The organism is Streptomyces sp. NPDC050658 (assembly GCF_044457025.1).
Classification (GTDB): Bacteria; Actinomycetota; Actinomycetes; order Streptomycetales; family Streptomycetaceae; genus Streptomyces.
Window position 1 is genome coordinate 248,923 of the sequence record NZ_JBITGM010000010.1, and the last position, 24,079, is coordinate 273,001.

Genomic DNA, 24,079 nt, shown 5'->3' on the forward strand with positions numbered 1-24,079 from the left:
ATGCGCCGGCCGTACTGCCGCAGACCCGGGCAGTCAGTGCTCGCGGGGGGCGGGCACGACGCGCTCCACCTCCGGGTGGACGGTGAGCAGCTGCCGCATCGCGACCTCGGCGGCCTGGCCGTCACCCGTGCCGAGGGCGTCGACGATGCGCGAGTGATGGACGAGCGAGGCCTCGGTGGGGCGGTCGCAGCCGGTGACCGGTCCGCCCGAGACCTGGAGCGCGGCCGAGACGATGCCGGAGAGGTGCTCCAGCATCCGGTTGCTCGCGAGCTGGATGAGCAGCGAGTGGAACTCGGCGTCCGCGCGGGAGAAGGTGATCGCGTCGCCCTGGCTCAGCGAGTGCCCCATGATCTCGACCATGTCGGCGAGCCGCTGCTGCACCTCCTCGCGGCCGTGCCCCGCGGCGAGCCGGGCGGCGAGGGGCTCGATGGTCCAGCGCAGCTCGCTCAGCTCGCGCCGCTGGTCGTCGCGCTGCGGACCGAACGCCCGCCACTCGATGATGTCGGGGTCGAGGAGGTTCCAGTCGCTGACGGGCCGGACGCGCGTACCGACATTCGGGCGGGCGCTGACCAGGCCCTTGGCCTCCAGTACGCGCAGCGACTCACGGACGACGGTCCGGGAGACCTCGAAGCGCTGGCCGATCTCCTCGGGGACCAGCGGGCGGTCCGCGCCGAGGTCGCCGGAAACGATCATCTGCCCGAGCTGCTGGACGAGTTGGCCGTGCAGTCCGCGGCCGCGACTGCCCGCGGCGCGTCGGCCCACACGGCCGAGATCCTGGTCGGCGGTGTCCCACGAGGGGGCGACGACGCGGTCGGCACCGGGGGCCTCCGCGTAGGGGTAGCGGTCGAGTTCGCCCGGTCCTGCGAGGCCGGAGTCTGCGGAGCGGGCGGCGGTCATCATGGTGTGCGCAAGGGTACTCACGGATCCTTTGTCGGCGTTGCTCCCAAGTCCCTTGAGGTCTTTGGTGAAAAGCACACGAAAGGGTGATCGCTTACCCCGCCGCAATTGACGCCTTATCGGAAAGAAATGGGCGTTCTCCGGGGAGTTGTGCGCAGCACGGGTACGGAAGCGCCGGACGATCGTTATCGGGCTCGGCCACGCATCGTCGTGAGCAGATATGCGCAGAGCAGGGCGGTGAGCGACAACATCAGTGCACTGCCGACAGGTTGAGCGATCATCCGAACTCCGCCGGCCAGATACCGCTCGGCACCGAACGGCCACTGCACCAACGCGAGGTCGCGCAGCCTCCCCGGCAGACCTGCCGCCGATCGCACAGATGGTCCCTCCAAGGCCTTCTGTACGAGGGGTACGACGACGATCGGCACCGCCAGTACGGCGGCGAGCCCGGCGGTCGTGGAACGGAAGACTCCGCCGGCCAGCACGCCCGCCCAGGCGCAGCCCACCATCAGGGCGACCCAACTCGCGCTCATCGAAAGCCAGTCGGCGGGAACTTCCGTGAGCTCCGATCCGTATACCAAGTGGAGGACCCCGGCGTCGGCGGCGACGACCACCAGGCCCAGCAGAAGCGCGGTGCCGGCCGCGACGAGCAGCTTGGCGCAGAGCAGCCCCAGGCGGCGGGGGACGGTGCCCCGGTCGGCGGCGAGCGCTGGGTGGCGAAATTCCTCGCCGAAGGCGAGGGCTCCCAGCAGCCCGACGCCAAGAGCCGCGGGCGGCAAGGGAAGTTCCCGCGGCCAGGCCGCCAGCAGACGCGGCTGCGGCGTGTGCCCGCTCCGGGCGAGGAAGACACAGAGGCCGGCGGATACGGCGAGCACGGCGGCGGCGGTGAGATAGCCGGTGCCGACACCGGCGACGCGACGCAGCTCGTAGCGCAAGGGACGCAGCGGACCGCGCGCCGGGCGGACCGAGATGGGGGGCGGCAAGGGCGACAGGGGGGTCGACGGTTCCGGGGAGGCCGGGACGGGCGCGGCCCCGGTGGCGAGCGGGATGATCTTCGTGGCGCCGGGCTCGGGCTCGGCGGCGTCCGCGGATTCGGCCTGCGGCGGTTCGACCGGCCCGGCGGGTTCACTGCCGCCGTTGGGCGCGGGCGTCGGCGAAGGCCCCGCATCACCGATCTCGTCCGCGAGTTGATGGACGAGGATGCTGTGCCGGAACGCCGTCTCCCCGACGTCGGCACAGTTGCTGCCGTACACCGAAAGCCTGTTGCCGTCCTCCCGCACCACCTCGACGGACCGCCGGCCGGCACGGGCCTCCTTGGTCAGCAGCGCGCCGAGACGTGCCGCGTGCGGGCTGCGGACCGCGACCCTGGGGCGCAGCCGGGTGCGGGCGAAGTCGCCGACTTCCTGGTCGGCGACCAGGCGGCCCGCTTCGAGCGTGACGACCCGGTCGGCGGTCCGTGCCGCCTCCTTGGGGTCGTCGGTGGAGAACAGGACGGTGCCGCCCTGCGCGGCGTGCGCGCGCAGAATGCCGTGCAGCCATCCGCTCTCCCGGGCCGAGAGGCCGTCGGCGGGCGCGTCGAGGACCAGCGTGTGCGGGTCGGCGAGCAGGGCGCAGGCCAGTCCGAGACGGCGGTCCATGCCCCGCGAGAGCGTGCCGAGCCGCTGGTCGCGGAGGCTGACGAGACCGACGACTTCTAGTACGTCGTCCGCGCGCCGGACGGGTACACCGGCCGCCGCGCACAGCATGCGCAGCTGGCCGCGGACGGTGCGGGCGGGGTGTCCCGGTACGTCACCGAGGAGGACGCCCACCTCGCGCGACGGATGGGTGATGCGGTGCAGCGGGCGGCCTCTGAAGTAGGTGACTCCACGGCCCGGTTGGAGTTCGAGCATGAGCCGCAGTGCCGTCGTCTTCCCGGCGGCCCGCGCGCCGAGCAGCGCCGTGACACGGCCTGTTCGCGCCTCGAAGGACACGTCGTCGACGGCGGGCGGCAGCTCCTGGCGGGCGTTGCTTGTCAGTCCGATGGCCTGGATCATCGCTTCTCTCGCGGGACGTGAGACCGCTCGGCGGCCGGGGTTCGTCCACCAGGTCGGGGACGGACGAACCCCGCGGGTACCAGAGCAAGATAACGCGATATATCCGTCATTTCGGTCAGGGAGTGCGCCACGGGTGTCAACCGCGCGGCCCGGACCGGCACATGACCGCGTATGACCAGGTGCTGACCTGCGACGCGCCCTCAGACCTCGGGGCGCAGCATCGGCGGGTTGAGCAGCGTCGCGCCGCCCGCGCGGAAGAGCTGGGCGGGGCGACCGCCCTGTCGTGTGGTGGTACCGCCGGTGGGCACCAGGAAGCCCGGTGTACCCGTCACCTTGCGGTGGAAGTTGCGCGGGTCGAGCACGACCCCCCACACGGCCTCGTACACACGTCGCAGCTCACCGACGGTGAACTCCGGTGGGCAGAAGGCCGTCGCCAGCGAGGAGTACTCGATCTTCGAGCGCGCCCGCTCCACGCCGTCCGCGAGGATCTGCGCGTGGTCGAAGGCGAGCGGCGCCGCCTGCTCGTCCTCGCGGCCGTATCCACCCTGGTTGAGCAGCGCCTCGACCGGGGCCCAGCGCGCGCTGTGCGCGTCGCCGCCCGCTCGGGGCGCGGGCAGGTCGGGGGCGAGGGCGAGATGGGCGACGCTGACGACCCGCATCCGCGGATCACGCTTCGGGTCACCGTAGGTGGCGAGCTGTTCGAGATGCGCCCCGTTGGCCTGAACGGGAGTGTCCGGATCGTGCGCACACAGGCCGGTCTCCTCGATCAGCTCCCGCGCCGCGGCCGCCGACAGGTCCTCGTCGGCGCGCACGAATCCACCGGGCAGCGCCCAACGGCCTTGGAACGGCGGCTCGCCGCGGCGCACGGCCAGCGCGCAGAGCGCATGGCGGCGAACGGTCAGCACGACCAGGTCGACGGTGACAGCGAAGGGCGGGAAGGCCGACGGGTCGTAGGGCGACATGACGCGATCATAGTCGTCTGCCTGACGATAAACACCTCTTCCCAGCATCCGTTCCCGGCCGGATGCACACGGCGGCTCTGTCCGGTCCGCGCAGAACACGCCATGACGGTCCGCCGTACCGCACGCCTTGGTCGAATGCCTCTCCGGCGGCTCCCGAACGGCTCACACGCCCAACTGCAGCCCGGCGCCCGCCTCCTCGACCATGGCGAGCCCCAGCCTGCTGACGCGTACGGAGAAGGGAGCGCCCGCGACCCGCAGCGCCGTCAGCCCCAGCTCGCCCAGGGGCGCGCTGCGGACCGGGCGCAGGGTCACCGTGCCCTCCGGTGCATCGGGCCGGATACCGGCGAGTGCCGTGAGGAGGTGCACCCCGGCTGCCGCGGCGACGGCTGCCGGGCGGCAGGCGGCGGGGTGGGGCAGCGGGGCCCCGCCCTCCGTGCGCACCTCCCCCGCATACATCTCCGGCAGCCGGTGACCGAAGGCCTCGGCCGCCGCCAGCACGCCACGCAGCAGGGAGCTCGCTTCCTTCTCATAGCCCGCGGCGGCCAGCCCGGCGGCGGCGACGGCCGTCTCATGGACGCGCACCGCACCGCTCCGGTGTCCGAACGGGTTGTACGCGGCTTCCTTCTCGCCCAGGCCGCGCAGGCCCCAGCCGGAGTCCATGGTGGGCCCGCCGAGCAGCCTGGCGAGCTGCTCGGTCCGCACCTTGTCGAGCAGTCCGGGTGCGAGCCGGCCGGACCCGAGCAGCCCGGTGTCGAGGAGATGGGCCGCGCTGCCGGTGAGGAGGGGCACGGGGCGGCCGTCGGGCAGACAGGCCGCTGCCGGGCGGCCGCCCGCACGGTCCGCCACCCAGAACGCCTCCCGGAAGGCGCGGCGCTGCCGGTCCGCCCACTCCCGCAGGCCGGTGGCGCCCGCGCGGCCGTGCGCCGCCAGCAGGTCGGCGCCGAGCAGCGCCGCCCGGTGGGCGTGTGCCTGGGTCTCGCAGCGCTTGAGCCCTCCGGAGCGGGGATCCGGCAGGCATTCCTCGTCGCCCGCCACGGCGAGCAGCCAGCGCAGACAGCGCTCGGCCGCCGGCAGCAACTCCTCCGTGTCCTGCGGCGGCAGCCCCCAGCGCCACGCCTCCGCGAGCAGCACCGGGAAGAGCAGCGTCGCCTCGACCCCGGTGCAGCTCGGCGGCAGGTGCGGCCCTGCGTCTCTGAGCGGCCCGGGAATCAGCCCTGCTCGCGGTCCCGAGCCGGTGAGTTGACGGCGGGCGAGCGTGCGCAGCGTCCCCAGGGCGATCCCGGTGCCGAGCGGCAGGGTCATCCTGGCGGCTGCGAGCGACTCGGCCGGGGCCAGACCGCAGCGCCACGGCGCACCCGCGGCCAGGTGGACATCGGCCGGGTGCTCGCGGTCCCGCAGCAGCAGGGCCTGCAAGTCCTGCACCGACCTGTCCAGGAGGAGCTGGGCCCTCGGGTCGTCGCCCGCCGCCCGCGCCATGGCCAGTGAGCGCGCTCCGCCATACCCGACCGCTCGGACCGGCCCCGCGCCCTCCGGCCGCACCCGCAGCTCCACGCTCCGGGAGCCGCCCGGCGGCAGCTCCATCTCCCAGCGCAACAGCCCGGCAGAGGCCAGCGCGTCCGCGGGCGGCGGATGCGCGGTCACCACGCAGTGGCCCTCCGCGGTGGACCACCGCATGCCCGAGTCGTGGACGCTGGCGGGCAGTTCGGGGCCGATGGCTCCGGAGGCGATCGCGCCGAGCTCCGCCAGGTCCGTGCCGAGTGACACCTCGACGGGCAGCCTCAGAGGGCGGGTGGCCGCGCTGCGCAGCGTGATCCGCTCCGTGCCGTCGGCATGCCGGGTCCGCTCGACGACGACGTCCGGGTCCGGGCCGCCGTCCGCCGACGCCCGCAGCGTCGCGACGAAGCGGGCGCTGTCGGCCGAGATCATCCGCGCCTGCACGGCGACCGGCTCGCGCCCCGCCACCCGCACCTGGCAGCGGGACAGCAGTCGGCGCCCCGCGCGGTAGAACCCTTCGAGCCCGTGTCCGGTCAACTGCCCCTGGTCCGTGGAGATCGCGAGCGCGGGCATGGCGACACAGATCAGCGCCGTATGCGCGGGCGGCAGCTGTACGGGGCGGCGCGGTGCGAGAACCGAGGCCTGCGCGCCCGGCCGACGCGGGGAGGCGGACGGAGCCTGCCGAGGGCTCTTCTCGGAGGCAGCGGACGGGGCGGGCAGAGGCATGGGGCGGCTTCTTCCGCGCTGGCTGCGCTACGGGGAGTCGGAGGTCGTACCGCGACGCCACCCGGATGCGGGTACCGCCACACAGGTGAACGGACCGCCCCTGCCCCAAGTCACGCCCACGGCACCGGAAGCCACCCGCCCGGCTGTCTCGCCCTCCCCCTCGTCTGTCACCTCCCGCCTCTGCCGCCCGCTGCGGCACCAGAACCACACGCGCCTCCGGAGGCGGAGCCACCGCACTCACCTGTCGTCCCTCGCCGCGCGCCGGAGGGTGCGACGGCGGTTCATGGGCCGCGCGCCGGGCCGTTCGGAGCCTCGCGGCCTTTCGGTGCCCCGCGGCCGGTCGGCGGCCCGTGGCCTGACGGTGACTCGCATGTCGGCTCCCTTCGCCCCGGCAGAGTGCTGGAGTCGGGGAGCCGCTCCCGCCGGTTCCCCGGTGGAGTCCGCGGGAGCGGTCGGCACCGACGGCTCGGCCTGCCCCTCGGCCGCGCTCCGGTCCGTTCGCTCCTCCCTGCGCAGACAGCGCCGGATCGGCTCCGGGTCCATGTCCTCGGCGCAGGCGTGGTGCAGGAGCTGCGCGAAGGCATACTCCGGGTCCGCGGTCAGCGCCATACCCAGGGCTTCCTGGCCCTCCGTGGCGTCACCGAGGGACCAGGCGACCCAGCCCGCCAGGGACAGCGGTGCCGCCGCATGCTCTCCGTAGGCGCCGACGCAGCGGCGGGCCAGCGCCCTCCAGAGACGCAGCGCCGGAGCCGCGTCGTCACCCTCCATCCACTCCGCCGCGCGGTCGCGCGTCGTGCGGTCCTGGAGACCCAGGATCAGCGCCGCCGCCTCGTCGTGCGCGAGCAGTTCGTCGTCCCGGAGGTCCGACTCCAGCGTGCCGGTGACGGACGGCGCGGCGTCGAGGCGTGCCATGACCCGGCGGGCCAGGTCCAGCGTCTCGGCGGCGAGTTCGGAGGTGCCGGCTTCCCCTTCCTCTTCGAGGAGCCGGCGCACGATCGCCATTCCGGCCGCGTCGAGTGCGGCTTCCTGGTCGGCGGCTCCTGCGGTCACCCACGGGGTGAGCCGCGCCCGCATCTCCCGTGGTGTGGCGCCCACTTGGACACCGGCGTAGGCCGTGGCGGCGGCAAGGACCGACGTACCGGGCTCGAGCAGCGGGACGCCTTCGGGCGGGCAGCACTCCTGATTCGGGCAGCAGTACGTCCAGAAGCGGCCCGCCGAGATGCACACGACCTCGAAGACGGGCACGTCGAGCCCGCCGCACGAGGTCCGGATCACCTGCGCCAACGACCGCAGCCGCGCCATGACCTGTGCTCCGGACTCACCTCCGACGGGCTCGGCGCACAGGAAGGCGACGACGCCGTCCGGCTTGGCCCCGCGCCTCTCGCAGCCGCTCACCAAGCACTGCGCGAGCTGCTCGGCGATGGACGGCCAGTCCTCCGCGCGCCCGGGAATCCCGAGGCGCACCCGCCCGCCGAACCGCCCTCGCTCGCCGTGCAGAGCGATCAGCACGATGCTCTCCTCGGGTCGGAAGCCGAGCAAGTACGGCAGTGCGTCGGCCAGTTCGGCGGGGGTCCGCAGGGTGACCAGGGTTTCGTCGACGGGCCCGGCCAGACCGGACGTCTTACGGCCGCGCGCCGCCTCGCTCGACTCACCGCGCTGCGCGCCTTCCCTCGACCCACTGTGCCGCGTGTCCTCGTTCGACCCACTGTGCTGCGTGGCCTCGTTCAACTCGCCGCGCTGCGCGACCTCGCTCGACTCGCGACGGTTCGTCATGTCGTTTGACTCGCTGTGATTCGTCATGCGACGACCATCCCGCGGATCGCGAAATTCCGGTTGGCCTGTGGATAACTACGATCAGGGGCACGCCAAGAGTTATCCACAGCCCGGCCGACGCGTTCGCCTAATGTCAGACCCATCGGGTTGCATGGGGGCATGAGCAACGAAGATCTGCGCACGGCGGCCGATGCCGTACTCGCCCGCCTCGTCGGCGGCCCCGCGGCCGAGCCCGGCGAGGCGCCCCGGCAGGACGGGCCACGCCTGCGCGAGGACCAGTGGCGGGCGATCGAGGCCTTGGTGGCCGACAAGCGCCGGGCCCTGGTCGTGCAGCGCACAGGATGGGGCAAGTCCGCCGTGTACTTCGTCGCGACCGCGCTGCTGCGGGAGCGGGGCAGCGGCCCCACCGTGATCGTCTCGCCGCTGCTCGCGCTCATGCGCAATCAGGTGGAGTCCGCGGCGCGGGCCGGCATCCGGGCCCGCACGATCAACTCCTCCAACACCGAGGAGTGGGACACCATCCAGGCCGAGGTGGCCTCCGGAGACGTGGACGTGCTCCTGGTGAGCCCGGAGCGGCTGAACAACCCGGACTTCCGGGACCAGGTCCTGCCCAAGCTCGCCGCCGCCACCGGCCTGCTCGTGGTCGACGAGGCGCACTGCATCTCCGACTGGGGCCACGACTTCCGGCCCGACTACCGGCGCCTGCGCACCATGCTCGCCGATCTGCCGCCGGGCGTCCCCGTCCTCGCCACCACCGCGACGGCCAACGCGCGCGTGACGGCCGATGTGGCCGAGCAGCTGGGCACCGGAGGCACCTCGGACGCGCTCGTGCTGCGCGGCCCGCTGGACCGGGAGAGCCTGAGCCTTGGCGTGCTCCAACTACCCAATGCCGCACACCGGTTGGCCTGGCTCGCCGACCACCTGGACGAGCTGCCCGGCTCCGGGATCATCTACACCCTGACGGTCGCGGCCGCCGAGGAGATCACCGCCTTCCTGCGGCAATGCGGGCACACGGTCACGTCGTACACCGGAAAGACCGAGAACGCGGACCGCCAGCAGGCGGAGGAAGATCTGCTGGCCAACCGCGTGAAGGCCTTGGTCGCCACGTCCGCCCTCGGCATGGGCTTCGACAAGCCCGACCTCGGCTTCGTGGTCCACCTCGGCTCCCCTTCGTCGCCGATCGCCTACTACCAGCAGGTCGGCCGCGCGGGCCGCGGTGTCGATCACGCGGAGGTGCTGCTGCTGCCGGGCAAGGAGGACGAGGCGATCTGGAACTACTTCGCGTCGCTGGCCTTCCCGCCCGAGGAGCAGGTCCGGCGCACGCTGGACGTCCTGGCGCAGGCGGGCAGGCCGCTGTCACTGCCCGCGCTCGAGCCCTTGGTCGAGCTGCGCAGATCACGCCTGGAGACGATGCTCAAGGTCCTGGACGTCGACGGCGCGGTCCGGCGCGTCAAGGGCGGCTGGATCTCCACGGGCATGCCCTGGGCGTACGACGCCGAGCGGTACGCGTGGGTGGCCAAGCAGCGGCAGGCCGAGCAGCAGGCGATGCGTGACTACGCCACGGCTCCGGGCTGCCGGATGGAGTTCCTGCGCCGCCAGCTGGACGACGAGGCGGCGGCACCCTGCGGGCGCTGCGACAACTGCGCGGGGTCGCGCTTCAGTGACGCGGTGTCCTCCGGGGCCCTGGGCACGGCTCGCGGAGAGCTGGTCCGCGCGGGTGTCGACGTGGAGCCCCGGAGGATGTGGCCGACGGGACTCGCCGCGGTCGGCGTCGACCTCAAGGGACGCATCCCGGCGGGCGAGCAGGCCGACCGGGGCCGGGCACTGGGGCGGCTTTCGGACATCGGCTGGGGCAACCGCCTGCGGCCGATGCTCGCCCCGCAGGCCCCCGACGGACCGGTGCCCGACGACGTGGCGAAGGCCGTGGTCGGCGTGCTCGCCGACTGGGCGAAGGGGCCCGGAGGTTGGGCCTCGGGAAGCGCGGACGCCCAGCCGCGGCCGGCGGGCGTGGTGACCATGACGTCGCACACCAGGCCGCAGCTGATCCAGTCCCTCGGCGCGCACATCGCGGAGATCGGCCGTCTCCCCCTGCTCGGCTCGATCGAGTACGCCCCAGGGGCCGACACCGCGCATGTGCCGAGGAGCAACAGCGCGCAGCGCCTGCGGGCGCTGGACGGGACGCTGACGGTCCCCGCCGGGCTCGCCGGGGCCCTCCAGGAGGCGGACGGCCCCGTACTGCTCGTCGACGATCTGACGGACAGCGGCTGGACCCTGGCCGTCGCTGCCCGCATGCTCCGCAAGGCGGGAGCCAAGGGGGTGTTGCCGCTGGTCCTGGCCGTGCAGGGCTGACGCACGCGTCGACGCGTGCCGCCCTGGGCAGGGATATACACGGCGCATCGTCAGATACCGGTCGGCGGCTCCAATTGCTCGTTGCCGCAAGCCAGTACGACGGGAAGAATTGGAACCGCTCCCGCGCGGCTCTGCGTGCCCGGCAGGGCTGTGCCGCGGTGTGCTCTCTCCCCCGTCCGATCCCGCCCTCTGGGCGCGTAGCCGAAGGGAGGACCGTGACCTTCGGATTCGCTCCGTCCGCTGCGGCATCGATGTCGGAGTCCTCGACGTCGGCCGAGTTGTCCACCGATTCCGCCAACCGACTGGCCCGGATGCTCGAGCCCGCGGAGTGGTCAGCCGCGGGAATTCCGCTGCTGCGCAATCCACGTGAGGTCGTCAGCGGCCTGCACGCCCGCCACCGTCCGACGCCCACAACAGCCGTCGTCGCCGTCCTCGACCCCGAGGAGCGCGTCCGGGCGAGCGCCTCGTTCACCCGGCGGGCGAGCGCGGCGGACGGCTGGGTGTTCCGTAACGCGCTGCTCGCGCAGTTGCGTCGGGTCATCCCGCACGACCTGCGGCGCCGTACGCCGGTGCGCACGGCCGTCCTGCTCTACTGCCGTGACGGAGACGCGCGTTGGACGCAGGAGGACGGTGCGTGGATGTGGGGGCTGCGGGACGCCTGCACGCTGCACGGGCTGCGCTGCGGCGCCTACATCACGCTGACCCATGACGGCTGGCAGGTGCTCGGCGAGGGCCGCGGCGGCCGTCGCCCGAGTTCCGCCTCCCGCCCCGAGGGGTTCGCCGAAACGGAGCCGCCACCGGCGCGCACCGGCGGAGCCGCGTCGGACGTGCTGCGCCGCGCGGCGGCACGCTGAAGCGTCCTCCGCACCACCGCCCCCGGCCGATCCCGGCAAGGGACGGACGACGTAGCGCCGTATGCATCGCGCGGTGCGCGACGCACACGGCGTCCGGTCACCCGGCCGCGTCGCGGACGGCGGACGCCCGACCACAGGGGTCGGTCGTCAGACGCCCGCGCCCAGCATCGCGTTGATCCGCTGCGGGTCACCGCAGACGATCAGCAGGACTCCGGCCCGGGTGAGCGCCGTCGGCAGCGCGCTGACCGCGGTCTGCTCGCCGCCGCCGTTGACGGCGACGACGACCACGGGACGGGACGCGGCACGCCCCAGGGCGGCGGCATCGGCGTAGAAGACGTCGTCTCCCGCGTCGTGCTGCGCCCAGTAGGAGGCCTCGCCGAACGACAGCTCGTGGCTGGCCCATGGGTGCGGGTCGCCGGTGGTGATCACCAGGACCTCACCCGGAGCGCGCCCCGAGTCGAGCAGCAGGTCGACGGCTTCCTCGGCGGCGTCGAGCGCCCCCTCGGCGGAAGCGGGGATCAACTGGATCTGCGGAACCGAAGCAGCGGCACCCGCCGGGGCGGGGGAAGCGGCGGACGGTCCGGAGGCAGCCGGGGCGGACGGCCCTGGCTTGACGGCCGGCTCGCGCGGCGTGCGCTGCGCCGGCGGCGTCGGCCGGGCGGGGCCCGGTCGGCCGGGACGCGGCGGAGCCGCGGGACGCGGGCCGGGTACGGGGCGGGGGGTCGGCGTGGTGCGGCCACTGGCCGGGGTCACGCGGGGACCCTGGGCACTCTCGTGAATCTGAGGCTCCTCGGGAATGAGAGGCATGCGGTGTTGTCTATCAAACGCCGGTGCGAGTCGCATCGGCGGGTGGCACATGAGTGCGAGTGGTGCTGCCGGAGACGTCAGAACTCGAAGCCGAGTTGGCCCTCGATTTCCGGAACGTTTCCATCCGCCCAGCTGCGGGCCTTTTTGAGGTGCCGCCACTGGGGCAGCGCATCAAGATACGCCCACGACATCCGGTGGTACGGGGTGGGCCCCCGCTCCGCCAGCGCGGCCTTGTGCACCGGTGACGGATAACCGGCGTTGGCCGCAAAACCGAAGTCTGCATGTTCGATACCCAGTTCGGCCATCATTTTGTCGCGCCGAACCTTGGCGATCACCGATGCCGCGGCGACGGCGATACAGGACTGGTCCCCCTTGATCACCGTGCGGACCTGCCAGGGAGCCCCGAGATAGTCGTGCTTCCCGTCGAGGATGACCGCGTCCGGACGCACCGGCAGCTCCTCGAGGGCGCGCACCGCGGCGAGCCGCAGCGCGGCCGTCATCCCCATCTCGTCGATCTCCTCGGGCGAGGAGTGCCCCAGGGCGTACGCCGTGACCCAGCCCTCCAGCTCGTCGGCGAGCGTCGTGCGCCGCTTGGGGCTGATCAGCTTGGAGTCGGTGAGCCCTTCGGGCGGCCTGCGCAGCCCCGTGACCGCCGCGCAGACGGTGACCGGGCCTGCCCACGCGCCGCGCCCGACTTCGTCGACTCCGGCAACGATCTTCGCGCCGGTCGTGGCGCGGAGGGAGCGCTCGACGGTATGGGTGGGTGCTTCGTACGGCATGGCGCCATCAGCCTACGCCGCCGGACGCGGCCCGCGACACCCAGCCCTACCGACGCAGCAGCGGGACCATCACCTGGTCGATCAGCTCGGCGAACTCCTCGTCCGCCCATTCGCTCCCGCACACCTTGGAGCGGTACATCATCATCGCCGGAATGACATCGCACACGTAGGGGTCCGCGGCCTCGGCGCGCACCTCGCCGCGCTCGACCCCTCGGTGTACGACCTGCTTGATCAGTTCCACGCTCGGCTGGACGACACCGGAGAAGATCACGTCGTGGAACCGCTCGGCGGATGCGGTGTCGCACTCGTGAAGCACCGAGCGCAGGGCGAACCCCGGACGCGAGAACATCGCCTCGCGCATCTGCCGGCACAGCTGGAGGAGGTCCTCCCGGACGCTCCCGCAGTCCGGCGCCGAGTCCAGCCTCGGGAGCGCCGCCCGCAGCGCGTCCACGACGAGGTCCTCCTTGGAGGGCCAGCGGCGATACACGGCGGCCTTGCCGGTCTGCGCGCCGGCGGCCACCCCCTCCATCGTCAGCCCGTTCCAGCCGACGGTGCTGAGCTGCTCCAGTGCGGCATCGAGGATCGCCCGTTCCAGGACGGGGCCCCGGCGGCGCAGGGAGGCCGTTTGAGCGGAAGCGGCGCTCCAGCGCGAAGTAACCATCTCTGTCTCTCTGTTGAAGGATCCAGGCAGCGCCAGTGAACGGTTGCGTTCACTGTTGGGGAGTCACTACCTTTGACGGGAGTGAACGGTGCCGTTCACTAACGCACTTGTGGGGGACCCATAGTGACAACCTCTCAGTTAGGCCAAGATCAGAAACCCGGCGTCGCCCGCCGCGAAGGCCGGCCCGGCATCGCTCTCACCGTCATCGCGGCCTGCCAGCTCATGGTGGTACTCGACGCGACGATTGTGAACATCGCGCTACCGCACATTCAGGACGCGCTCAAATTCTCTACAACGGACCTCACTTGGGTCGTCAGCGCCTACACCCTCACCTTCGGTGGCCTGCTGCTTCTCGGCGGCCGCGCGGGTGACATCCTCGGCCGGCGCCGGGTGTTCATGACCGGCATCCTGGTCTTCACCGCGGCCTCCCTCCTGGGCGGATTCGCCCAGGAACCCTGGCAGTTGCTGGCCGCACGCGCCCTGCAGGGCGTGGGTGGCGCGATCGCGTCGCCCACCTCGCTCGCCCTCATCACCACGACATTCCCGGAGGGTCCCGAACGGAACCGCGCGTTCGGCGTCTTCGCGGCCGTCTCGGCAGGCGGCGGCGCCGTCGGACTGCTCGCGGGCGGCATGCTCACGGAATGGCTGGACTGGCGCTGGGTGCTGTTCGTGAACGTACCCATCGGTGTCCTGATCGCCTTCCTGGCCCCGATGTACATCAGCGAGTCCGAGCGCCATCCCGGCCGCTTCGACATCGCCGGCGCGCTCACGTCGACGCTCGGCATGGCCTCCTTGGTCTACGGATTCATCCGGGCGTCCGAGGACGGCTGGCGCGACAGTCTCACCCTGGGGTCGTTCGGCGCGGCCGTCGTGCTGCTGCTGGCCTTCGCGCTGATCGAGAGCCGGGCCAAGGAACCGATCACTCCGTTGAGAATGTTCGCGGACCGCAACCGGTCGGGTACGTACGTGATCATGCTGAGCCTGGCCGCGGCGATGTTCGGCATGTTCTTCTTCATCGTGCTCTTCGTCCAGAACGTGCTGGACTACACGCCGATCGAGGCGGGCCTGGCGTTCCTGCCGGTCACGGTCGCGATCGTGGCGGGCGCGGGGATCTCCCAGCGGCTGCTGCCGGTGCTCGGCCCCAAGCCGTTCATGGTGACCGGATCGGCCATCGTCGCCCTGGGGCTCGGCTGGCAGACCTTCATCACTCCGGACAGCACCTATCTGGGCGGTGTGCTCGGCCCGATGCTGCTCTTCGGCTTCGGCATGGGTCTGAACTTCGTGACCCTGACACTGACCGCCGTCTCCGGAGTGGCCCAACACGAGGCGGGGGCGGCTTCGGGTCTGCTCAACGCGACGCAGCAGGTGGGCGGTTCGCTCGGTCTCTCCATCCTGACCACGGTGTTCGGGACGGCGAGCCGGGACGAGGGCAAGGAACAGATGGCGGACTTCATGGCGAACGCGTCGCCGGAGCAGAAGGCCGCCTTCGCCAAGTCCGGCGAACTGCCGGCTCCCTGGGGGCACGAAGTGCTCTCCCAGGGGATCTCGACGGCCTTCATCCCGGCGGTCGCGATGGCCGTACTCGCCCTGGTCACCGCGGTGTTGGTGATCCGGGTGCGCAAGAGCGACCTGGAGGCCCTTTCGGGCACGGCGGGGCCTGCCGGGGGCTGACGGGGGATGCGGGCAGGGCCGTTCCCGGCGGCGAGGGGACGACCCCGCACCGGCGGTGGGGGGGGGGGGGGCGGGCGGGCGCGCCCCCCCCCCCCCCCCCGCGGGGGGGGGGCGGGGGGGGGGGGGGGGGGGGGGGGGGGGGGGGGGGGGGGGGGCCCCGCCGGGGGGGGGGGGGGGGGGGGGGGGGGGGGCCCCCCCCCCCACCGCCGCTCTCCCCTGAAGGGGCCTAGCGGTACGAGGTCTCCTCGTCGAACTGCGCACAGCCCAGCCCGTCGTACCTTGGCGGGCGCTCCTCGATGATCTGCCGGGCTCGCGACTCCCCCAGGCTGGTGGCGTACCAGGGCGCGCTCTCGTCCCCGAGACCGTCCGCGATGCGGGTGAGGACGCAGGACCGCAGCGGCTCCGGAAGTCCGTCGACGGCCGGCGCCGCGTCGGCGGACAGCCCGCGCGCGTACTCCAGGTCGAACTTGCCGGTCTCCTGGTAGCGCTGCGCATTGCGCTCGGCGATGAGTCCGTCGGGCGACAGCAGCCCGAAGGCCAGCACACCGGCCGCGGCACTGGCGGCGACGGCACGCGGCAGCCAGCGTGCGCCCCAGACCCCCGCCGCCATGATCAGCACGATGACGAGGCCGAGCCAGAGCTCCACGGCCACGACCGAGACACGCAGCCTGGTCAGGCCGTACGCCTCCACGTACATGTCCATGCGCCGCACCGCCGATGCCACCACGACGAGCGTGAGGGCGCAGAGCGTACCGAGGACGCCCCGCACGAGACTGCGGTCCCGTTCCCCTTCACGCGGCGCCCAGCGCAGGGCGACGACGATGACGGCCAGGGTGAGCAGCGTGGCCGCCAGGAGCTGCCAGAAGCCCTGCCGGGCGTACTCGGAGTACGAGAGATCGGTCTTCTCGAGTACGACGTCGTATCCGCCGAAGAGGACCGCGAGCTGCACCGCGTTGAACGCCGCGAACAGCAGGTTGAGCACGATCAGCGGCAACGCCCACTCGACGCGGCCACGCGCCTTGCCGGGGCCCACGACGAGCCGGTCCCAGCGCACCGGCGACGCGGCGGTGCGCGCGGCGGCCAGCGCCCCGACGACGCCGAACACGAGCAGCAGCACACGCCACGGCCCGCCCGACAGGGACGCGTCCGGCATCAGATCGCCGAGCAGCCCCGCGAAGGCCGCGTCGGCCCCCGCGAAGAGCGCTCCGAAGACCACCAGCAGGACGACGGTGACCGCGATCGCACGCAGTACGGGGCCGCTCCGGGAGCCGCCGGCACGCTCCCGCAGGCCCCGCCAGGCCCAGCCCACGCCCGTCAGGACGCCGTCGAAGATACCGAGCGGGGCGAGCAGGATTCCCGGCCAGGTACGGCTGCCGTGCAGGGCCAGGGCGCCGAGCGCCAGGGCGGAGACGATCGCGAGAAACGAGGGCCAGCCCGCGTCCCGCAGGGCGGGCACCACCAGCAGCGCGAGCCCGCCGATCGCCCAGGCCAGCGTCCAGGGGCGCGGGGCACGACCGGCCCGCTGAGCCGCGAAGTACGCCGCCAGTGCGGCCGGGACGGCGACGATCAGCAGGTTGATCGCGAGGCCGTCGCCCAGCAGCAGCATGCTCAGGAGGCCGGTGGCCAGCGCCGCGCAGAGGGTGGCCGTACGGATCGGGGCGGGCGGATCGGATCGCAGATCGGCGAGCAGCGGTTCGCTCCGCGGCGCCGGGTAGGCCCAGTCGGCGCGAGGCTGCGGGTGTTGCGGGTGTCGCGGATGTCGTGTGGGCACGGCGTCTTCGGGGGCGTCATGCCACGCCTCTGATTGCTGCTCCCCCGCTTGCTGCTCCCCTGCCGGGCGTTCCTCGGGCGGATCCCCTGCTGGATCTCCCTGTGGACCTTCCGTACCTGAAGACTCAGGTACGGAAGGTGGTGGTGCGTCGGACACGGGACCCCCTCCCGGCCGGTCCGCGCGCGCAGCAGACGGCACACCTACGTGGCGGGGCTGCCGGCGACCGGCATCTCGTTGAGCACACACAAGCCAAGATCAACTTGTGGCCTGACTTCAGCGTAGCCGCGCCACCGATCATGACCACCGGCCTGGTCGCGCTGTGGCATGACCGTGACACTGACGCCGAAAGCCGCCGCTACGGAGAGAGCCGCGAAATCCCCGCCTCTACGGAGAGACAGGCAACCACTCGGGCAGCGCTTCGGTCCGCTCCAGCCACTCCGGAGGCGGCGCCCCGCCCTCCCCGGAGGCGACCACTCCACCGACGATGGCGCAGGTCGTGTCCACGTCCCCGCCCACCTGAGCGGTGGCCCAGAAGGCCTGCTCATAGGCGCCGAGGCCGCGAGCCGCCGACCAGAGCGCGAACGGCACCGTGTCATGGGCGGATGTACGACGACCGCAGCCGAGGACCGCGGCGACCGTGGCCGCGTCTCCGTAGTCGAGCATGTCCCGCGCCCTGCGCAGCCCCGCGCCCACGGCGCTGCGCGGCACGAGGTCGATCACACCGTCGAGCAGCGCCTTCGGCTCCGGCGGTCCCGCCGGGGCGGCCGTCAGTGCCGCGGCGGCGGCCACCGCCATGGCTCCCACCACGGCCTCACGGTGCTGATGGGTGGGGTAGGCGGAGATCTCCGCCTGGTGTGTCGCCTGCTCCGGGTCGTCGGCGTACCAGGCGCCGAGCGGGGCGATCCGCATGGCAGCGCCGTTCCCCCAGGAGCCCTGCCCCTTGAAGAGCGCCGAGGCCAGCTCGCGCCAGTCCCCGCCCTCCCGGACCAGCCGGAGCAGCCGGTTCACGGCCGGGCCATAGCCCCGGTCGAAGTCATGGTGCTCTGCGAACGACCGGGCGAGTGCGTCCTGGTCGATGCGGTCGTGCCCCACGAGGACGGCGAGAACGGAACAGGCCATCTCGGTGTCGTCGGTCCATTGCCAGGGGCCGACGGGCGTTTCCCTGCGCTTCAGGAGCGGGTAGTTCGCGGGCACGAAGAACTGGGAGCCCAGCGCGTCCCCCACCGCCAGTCCGCGCAGGCTGGCCAGAGCGCGGGCCAGGCGCCGGTCGGGAGAGGAGTCAGCGGTCATCGCCCTGCCACTCTAACCGGTGACACCGTAGGGCTCAGGCTCGCGCCAGCGTTCGAACGGCCGGTTCAGTGTGTACTTGCCGTTCTCGCCGAGCAGCAACGTCCGCATCTCGCCGTTCCCGGGGTTGGACAGCGACTCGAATTCCGCCACCGACCAGTGGAACCAGCGCATACAGAAGAGCCGCATCGTGAGGCCGTGCGTGACCAGCAGGACGTTCGGCGGATGGTCCGGCGCCTCGAAGCTCCGGAAGAGGCTCTCCAGGAACGCGCCCACCCGGTCGTACACATCGGCCCCCGACTCGCCCTGCGCGAACCGGTAGAAGAAGTGGCCGTACGCGTCGCGATAGGCCTTCTGGAGCCGGACGTCGTCCCGGTCCTGCCAGTTGCCCCAGTCCTGCTCCCGCAGCCGCGGCTCCTCGCGCACGCGCACCAGTTCGGGCTCCAGGCGCAGCGCCCTGAAGGTCTCATGGGTGCGGCGGTAAGGCGAGACGTACACGCTCACCCGTTCCCGGCCTATCGCGTCGCGCAGCTGTTCGCCGGTCTCCTCCGCCTGGCGCCAGCCTTTCGTGGTGAGCGCCAGAGCGTGGTCAGGCTCGCGCTCGTACACGGTGTCGTCGGCGTTCCCCGCCGACTCGCCGTGCCGGACAAGGAAGATGCGCCGCGGGCGTGCCATGGGAAAACCCTAGATCGGGCCCTCACGCCAGGCTCGGCCCGGTCCGCCCCGGGGGCTCCATCCGGGCGTATTCGCGGCGTCAGAGGCCCATCCAGCCGCCTCCGTGGTGGCGGCACGGCTGCCGCTTCACACCGTCCACGAGGGCTCGAGCTCGACGATGTCCCCCGCGAGCGCCGCCACGTCGGCGTCCGTCTGCGCCCGCAGCGAGAGGCGCTCCACCCGCTCCCTGCGGTATTTGCCGTGCTCGGCGGCCGACTGCCACATGGAGAGCACCAGGAACTCATGTCCCGGCGCCTCGCCGAAGAGCCCCCGCAGCATCCCGGGCGATCCCGCCATCGCCGGGTTCCAGACCTTCTCCTGCATCAGCGCGAAGTGCTCCACGCGCGCCTCACGGACCTTGCAGTGCGCCACACGCACCACGTCCGCGTCCGTGAAGCGCGGCTCGAACCCCGTCTTCACGTCGAAACGGTGGTCGAAGAGCTTGACCTGGATGTCCTTGAAGGTTCCTGCCTGCGCGGTGGCGAGCCGGTCGTGGGAGCGCGCCATGAAGGAGTCGTAGAAGGCCCGGCTCTCCCAGAAGGCGAAGACGTGGGCCACGCCCGGTCGCCCCCGGCTCCACCCCCCGCCCTGTCCCCGGAACCCCGGCTCCCCCAGAAGCCCCGCCCACTTTCGCTGTCCCCGCTCGAACCCCCGTCGGTCCACCACGGTGCAGCGAATCCACTTGACCAGCACCGCGCCATCGTACGGCGCGGAGCGTGGCCCGGGTCACGCTCCGGCGTAGTGCACCCGGATCAGCTCGGCGGAATCGTCGTCGGACAGCTCGACCCCGAACTCGCGAGCGAGGACATCCCTCAACTGATCGACTGATACGTCGCGTTCGTCCACCGTCCCGTCGGGACGCGTCACCGTCAGATGGTCACCCACCAGCGTGCGCCGCGCCTCCGGAGCGGCCCGCTGGATCACCGGGCGCCGGATGAACGACGACCTGGGGTGGGTCGACGTGTAGTGGTTCATCAGTACGTAGTCGGCGGTGATGCGCTCTTCCAGCGTGTATTCGTAGAGATCGAACCAGTCCCCGGAGTGTTCGGTGCGCAACACCCGTGCGCCGCCCGGCTCTTCGACGATCCCGAAACGCCATTCTCCTTGTCGTACGTCCACGCCGGTCTCCAAGGGGATGGGGTCGAGCAGCCCCTCGGCGCCGAAGCCGACGTCGCAGTGCCACTCCCGGCCGTCCGCCTCGACCTTGAGGAGCATGTGGGTCACCGCGCGGCGCGTGGATGCACCGGCCCTGACCCTGGCGCCAAGTCCGGTGACGGCGAAGCCGATCCGCTCCAGCACCGCGGCGAACAGCAGGTTCTGCTCGTAGCAGTAGCCGCCCCTGCGCTGCCGTACCAGCTTCTCCTGGAGAGCCGCGAGGTCCAGTGGGACGGGCCGGCCGAGCATCATCTCCAGGTTCTCGAAGGGAATCGACGCCACATGCGCCCGGTGCAGCGCGCGCAGCGTCTCCAGGTCCGGCTTCACCGGCCCCTGATGGCCGGTTCTGGTCAAGTAGGCGGCGATGTCGAGTTCTTCCCCGTTCCATGTCATGGGGACAATGATCTACGCAAGGGCCGCGCGCACCAACCGCGTTGCCGACCAGGGAACTTCGGCGATGTCAGTGTGACGTCGTAGCGTGTGGGGTGGACATGTCTCATGCATCGGCTGCGGCCACGAGGCATCGGCCGGAAACACGAGGAGGGGGAAGTCCGGTGAGCAGAGTCAGCAAGGGGATCCAGAAGGTCGAGGTAGGGCTCAAGTGGGATCCGAGCCCGATCGGGGACGCGCCGTACGATCTCGACATCATCGCCGCGACCTACTCCGCGGACGCGCCGTACGGCAGCCCGGTGTACCTCGTGCACCACGGCAGCCGCTCCCCCGACGGGACGATCACGCTCAACAAGGACAGCAGGACGGGCCAGGGCTTCGGCTTCGACGAGGTGATGACCCTGGAGCTCGACCGGCTCGCGCCCGCGTACGCGCGCGTGGTGGTGGGCGTGGCCATACAGCAGCAGCACGGCGAGGAGCAGAAGGTGTTCGGTGACATCACGAATACCGCGGTGCGCATCCGCGAGGGGTACACCGACCTGGCGCAGACCGACCTCACCGGAGTCTCCGGAAGCTCGGCGTCGACGATCGCCGAGTTCACCAGGGACGCATCGGGTGCGTGGTCGTTCCGCGAGACCATCCGCGGCTTCGACGCCGACCCGACGTCGTTCGCCGCCCTGATGGGCGGCGCGTCATGAGAACGCGCTGAGGGGTTGGCGTGACCCGTGGGCCACGCCAACCCCTCATGCGACTAGCTCAGCCGATCAGCTGCAGCCACTGGTCGAGCCGCAGCCCTCGCAGATGTAGCAGGAGCCGGCGCGCTGCATCTTCGTCCCGCAGGAGAAGCACAGCGGCGCGTCCGCCTGGATGCCCAGCTGCATCTCGACGAGCTCGGCGCTGGTGTGCGCCTGCTGCGGAGCGGGCTTCTCGGCCTCGGCCTTCGGCGTGGCGACCGCCTTCAGGGACTCGGTCTGCCGCGGGGCGGACTGGGCCAGGCCCTCCACGTCGACCTCGGAGTCGTCGAGAGTCGGCTCGTACGAACCGGTCTCGAGGTGACGCTGACGCTCCTCGGCCGAGTGGATGCCGAGCGCGGACCGCGTCTCGAAGGGCAGGAAGTCCAGCGCCAGGCGGCGGAAGATGTAGTCGACGATCGACTGCGCCATCCGCACGTCCGGGTCGTCCGTCATGCCGGCCGGCTCGAAGCGCATGTTCGTGAACTTCGAGACGTACGTCTCCAGCGGGACGCCGTACTGCAGGCCGACCGAGACGGCGATCGAGAAGGCGTCCATCATGCCGGCGAGGGTCGAACCCTGCTTGGACATCTTCAGGAAGACCTCGCCGAGACCGTCGTCCGGGTAGGAGTTGGCGGTCATGTAGCCCTCGGCGCCACCCACGGTGAAGGAGGTGGTGATCCCCGGACGGCCCTTGGGCAGACGCTTGCGGACGGGGCGGTACTCGACCACCTTCTCGACCGCGGCACGGATCGTGTCCTCGGCCTTCTCGGTGATCTCGGCCTTCTCCGCCTCCTTCTTCTTGGCGGAGAGGGGCTGGCCGACCTTGCAGTTGTCGCGGTAGATCGCGAGCGCCTTGACGCCCAGCTTCCAGGCCTCGAAGTAGACCTCTTCGACGTCCTCGACCGTGGCGGTCTCGGGCAGGTTGACCGTCTTGGAGAGCGCACCGGAGATCCACGGCTGGATGGCCGCCATCATCCGGACGTGGCCCATCGCGGAGATGGAGCGCTCACCCATGGCGCAGTCGAAGACCTCATAGTGCTCGGTCTTCAGGCCCGGCGCGTCGATCACATTGCCGTTCTCGGCGATGTGGGCGACGATCGCCTCGATCTGCTCCTCCTGGTAGCCCAGGCGACGCAGGGCCTGCGGCACGGTGCCGTTGACGATCTGCATCGAGCCGCCGCCGACGAGCTTCTTGAACTTCACCAGGGCGAGGTCCGGCTCCAGGCCGGTGGTGTCGCAGGACATCGCGAGACCGATGGTGCCGGTCGGGGCGATGACCGAGGCCTGCGAGTTACGGAAACCGTTCTTCTCGCCGAGGCGGACGACGTCCTGCCAGGCCTCCGTGGCGGCGGCCCAGATCGGGGTGTCCAGGTCGTCCATGCGGACGGCCGTGGCGTTGGCGTCGGCGTGCTGCTTCATGACGCGCTTGTGCGGCGTGGCGTTCTTGGCGTAGCCGTCGTACGGACCGACGACCGCGGCGAGCTCGGCCGAGCGCTTGTACGACGTACCCGTCATCAGCGACGTGATGGCACCGGCGAGGGCGCGGCCGCCGTCGGAGTCGTACGCGTGACCGGTGGCCATCAGCAGGGCGCCGAGGTTGGCGTAGCCGATGCCCAGCTGGCGGAAGGCGCGGGTGTTCTCGCCGATCTTCTGCGTCGGGAAGTCCGCGAAGCAGATCGAGATGTCCATCGCGGTGATGACCAGCTCGACGACCTTGGCGAAGCGCTCGGAGTCGAACGACTGGGTGCCCTTGCCGTCGTCCTTGAGGAACTTCATCAGGTTCAGCGAGGCGAGGTTGCAGGACGTGTTGTCCAGGTGCATGTACTCGCTGCACGGGTTCGAGCCGTTGATCCGGCCGGACTCCGGGCAGGTGTGCCAGGCGTTGATGGTGTCGTCGTACTGGATGCCGGGGTCGGCACAGGCCCAGGCGGCCTCGGCCATCTTGCGGAAGAGCGACTTGGCGTCGACCTCCTCGATGACGTCGCCCGTCATGCGGGACGTCAGGCCGAACTTGCCGCCCTCCTCGACCGCCTTCATGAACGTGTCGTTCACACGGACCGAGTTGTTGGCGTTCTGGTACTGGACGGACGTGATGTCGTCGCCGCCCAGGTCCATGTCGAAGCCCGCGTCACGCAGGGCGCGGATCTTCTCCTCTTCCTTCACCTTGGTCTCGATGAAGCCCTCGATGTCGGGGTGGTCGACGTCGAGGATGACCATCTTGGCCGCGCGGCGCGTGGCGCCACCCGACTTGATCGTTCCTGCGGACGCGTCGGCACCGCGCATGAAGGAGACCGGTCCCGAGGCGTTGCCTCCGGAGGAGAGCAGTTCCTTGGAGGAACGGATGCGGGAGAGGTTCAGGCCAGCTCCGGAGCCGCCCTTGAAGATCATGCCCTCTTCCTTGTACCAGTCGAGGATCGACTCCATGGAGTCGTCGACGGCAAGGATGAAGCAGGCGGAGACCTGCTGCGGCTGCGGCGTGCCGACGTTGAACCAGACCGGCGAGTTGAAGCTGAAGATCTGGTGCAGGAGGGCGTACGCCAGCTCGTGCTCGAAGATCTCGGCGTCGGCGGGCGAGGCGAAGTAGTTGTAGTCCTCGCCTGCCTTCCGGTACGTCTTCACGATGCGGTCGATCAGCTGCTTGAGGCCGGTCTCACGCTGCGGGGTGCCCACGGCCCCGCGGAAATACTTGCTGGTGACGATGTTGACCGCGTTCACCGACCAGAAGTCGGGGAACTCGACGCCACGCTGCTCGAAGTTGACCGAGCCGTCGCGCCAGTTGGTCATGACGACGTCTCGGCGCTCCCAGGCCACCTCGTCGTACGGGTGCACGCCGGGCGTCGTATGGATGCGCTCGATACGCAGACCCTTGCTGGCCTTGGATCCCTTGGCTCGGGAACCTCGTGCCGGGCCGCTCGTCGTCTCGGTCATGCCGCCTCCCTGTAACAGGCTAAAACGCCCTGAAGTGCCACGTTCTTCCCGTGGCACGGTGTGTGTCTTGTGCTGCGGAACCCGAAAAGGTCAC

Annotated in this window: 18 protein-coding genes; 4 read left to right on the plus strand and 14 right to left on the minus strand. The window is 71.4% G+C overall.

The features are described 5' to 3' along the window. Positions 1-33: 33 nt before the first annotated feature. The 5 genes from ACIBKX_RS30725 to ACIBKX_RS30745 all read right to left on the minus strand — a co-directional run bounded on the left by ACIBKX_RS30725 (position 34) and on the right by ACIBKX_RS30745 (position 7,912). Positions 34-921, minus strand: coding sequence for a FadR/GntR family transcriptional regulator (locus tag ACIBKX_RS30725; RefSeq protein WP_363276786.1), 888 nt, complete (start codon positions 919-921; stop codon positions 34-36). A gap of 161 nt (positions 922-1,082) precedes the next feature. Further along, positions 1,083-2,930 (minus strand): ATP-binding cassette domain-containing protein, encoded by a 1,848-nt coding sequence (locus tag ACIBKX_RS30730; protein ID WP_363276787.1) that lies wholly within the window; start codon positions 2,928-2,930, stop codon positions 1,083-1,085. Between the two features lie 200 nt (positions 2,931-3,130). After that, a complete protein-coding gene (locus ACIBKX_RS30735; RefSeq protein ID WP_363276788.1) occupies positions 3,131-3,892 on the minus strand; it encodes an NUDIX hydrolase in 762 nt (253 codons plus the stop codon). A gap of 162 nt (positions 3,893-4,054) precedes the next feature. After that, entirely contained in the window at positions 4,055-5,959 is a 1,905-nt protein-coding gene (locus ACIBKX_RS30740; RefSeq protein ID WP_363276796.1) for a glycogen debranching N-terminal domain-containing protein, read from the minus strand. Between the two features lie 390 nt (positions 5,960-6,349). Beyond that, complete coding sequence (locus ACIBKX_RS30745; protein ID WP_363276789.1) at positions 6,350-7,912, minus strand: DUF4192 domain-containing protein; 1,563 nt, start codon at positions 7,910-7,912, stop codon at positions 6,350-6,352. Positions 7,913-8,044: 132 nt separating this feature from the next. Between ACIBKX_RS30745 and ACIBKX_RS30750 the strand changes: the two genes are divergently transcribed. Both ACIBKX_RS30750 and ACIBKX_RS30755 read left to right on the plus strand, forming a co-directional pair. Next, positions 8,045-10,234: a RecQ family ATP-dependent DNA helicase gene (locus tag ACIBKX_RS30750; RefSeq protein ID WP_363276790.1), complete on the plus strand. Its 2,190-nt coding sequence runs from the start codon at positions 8,045-8,047 to the stop codon at positions 10,232-10,234. Between the two features lie 215 nt (positions 10,235-10,449). Further along, complete coding sequence (locus ACIBKX_RS30755; RefSeq protein WP_363276791.1) at positions 10,450-11,088, plus strand: hypothetical protein; 639 nt, start codon at positions 10,450-10,452, stop codon at positions 11,086-11,088. Positions 11,089-11,235: 147 nt separating this feature from the next. On the opposite strand, the gene ACIBKX_RS30760 is transcribed toward ACIBKX_RS30755, so the two are convergent. The 3 genes from ACIBKX_RS30760 to ACIBKX_RS30770 form a co-directional block, all read right to left on the minus strand. Continuing rightward, positions 11,236-11,895: a hypothetical protein gene (locus tag ACIBKX_RS30760; protein ID WP_363276792.1), complete on the minus strand. Its 660-nt coding sequence runs from the start codon at positions 11,893-11,895 to the stop codon at positions 11,236-11,238. Between the two features lie 77 nt (positions 11,896-11,972). Next, positions 11,973-12,674, minus strand: coding sequence for a ribonuclease HII (locus ACIBKX_RS30765; RefSeq protein WP_363276793.1), 702 nt, complete (start codon positions 12,672-12,674; stop codon positions 11,973-11,975). A 46-nt stretch (positions 12,675-12,720) separates the two neighbouring features. Beyond that, complete coding sequence (locus ACIBKX_RS30770; RefSeq protein ID WP_363276794.1) at positions 12,721-13,335, minus strand: TetR/AcrR family transcriptional regulator; 615 nt, start codon at positions 13,333-13,335, stop codon at positions 12,721-12,723. 123 nt (positions 13,336-13,458) lie between these two features. On the opposite strand from ACIBKX_RS30770, the gene ACIBKX_RS30775 reads away from it, so the two are divergent. Continuing rightward, entirely contained in the window at positions 13,459-15,006 is a 1,548-nt protein-coding gene (locus ACIBKX_RS30775; protein ID WP_363276795.1) for an MFS transporter, read from the plus strand. 226 nt (positions 15,007-15,232) lie between these two features. Here ACIBKX_RS30775 and ACIBKX_RS30780 read toward each other — a convergent pair whose 3' ends face one another. The 5 genes from ACIBKX_RS30780 to ACIBKX_RS30800 form a co-directional block, all read right to left on the minus strand. After that, complete coding sequence (locus ACIBKX_RS30780) at positions 15,233-16,696, minus strand: DUF4153 domain-containing protein (protein WP_399376570.1); 1,464 nt, start codon at positions 16,694-16,696, stop codon at positions 15,233-15,235. A gap of 465 nt (positions 16,697-17,161) precedes the next feature. Beyond that, positions 17,162-18,067, minus strand: a complete 906-nt coding sequence (locus ACIBKX_RS30785; RefSeq protein ID WP_363276411.1) for an ADP-ribosylglycohydrolase family protein — start codon at positions 18,065-18,067, stop codon at positions 17,162-17,164. 12 nt (positions 18,068-18,079) lie between these two features. Beyond that, on the minus strand, positions 18,080-18,739 hold the full coding sequence (locus tag ACIBKX_RS30790; protein WP_363276410.1) for a histidine phosphatase family protein: 660 nt from the start codon (positions 18,737-18,739) through the stop codon (positions 18,080-18,082). Between the two features lie 126 nt (positions 18,740-18,865). After that, complete coding sequence (locus ACIBKX_RS30795; RefSeq protein WP_363276409.1) at positions 18,866-19,471, minus strand: YdbC family protein; 606 nt, start codon at positions 19,469-19,471, stop codon at positions 18,866-18,868. Between the two features lie 33 nt (positions 19,472-19,504). Further along, complete coding sequence (locus tag ACIBKX_RS30800) at positions 19,505-20,326, minus strand: arylamine N-acetyltransferase (protein ID WP_363276408.1); 822 nt, start codon at positions 20,324-20,326, stop codon at positions 19,505-19,507. A 98-nt stretch (positions 20,327-20,424) separates the two neighbouring features. Here ACIBKX_RS30800 and ACIBKX_RS30805 point away from each other — a divergent pair, with 98 nt between their 5' ends. Then, a complete protein-coding gene (locus ACIBKX_RS30805) occupies positions 20,425-21,021 on the plus strand; it encodes a TerD family protein (protein ID WP_363276407.1) in 597 nt (198 codons plus the stop codon). A 66-nt stretch (positions 21,022-21,087) separates the two neighbouring features. On the opposite strand, the gene ACIBKX_RS30810 is transcribed toward ACIBKX_RS30805, so the two are convergent. Beyond that, on the minus strand, positions 21,088-23,985 hold the full coding sequence (locus ACIBKX_RS30810; protein ID WP_363276406.1) for a vitamin B12-dependent ribonucleotide reductase: 2,898 nt from the start codon (positions 23,983-23,985) through the stop codon (positions 21,088-21,090). Positions 23,986-24,079: the final 94 nt, after the last annotated feature.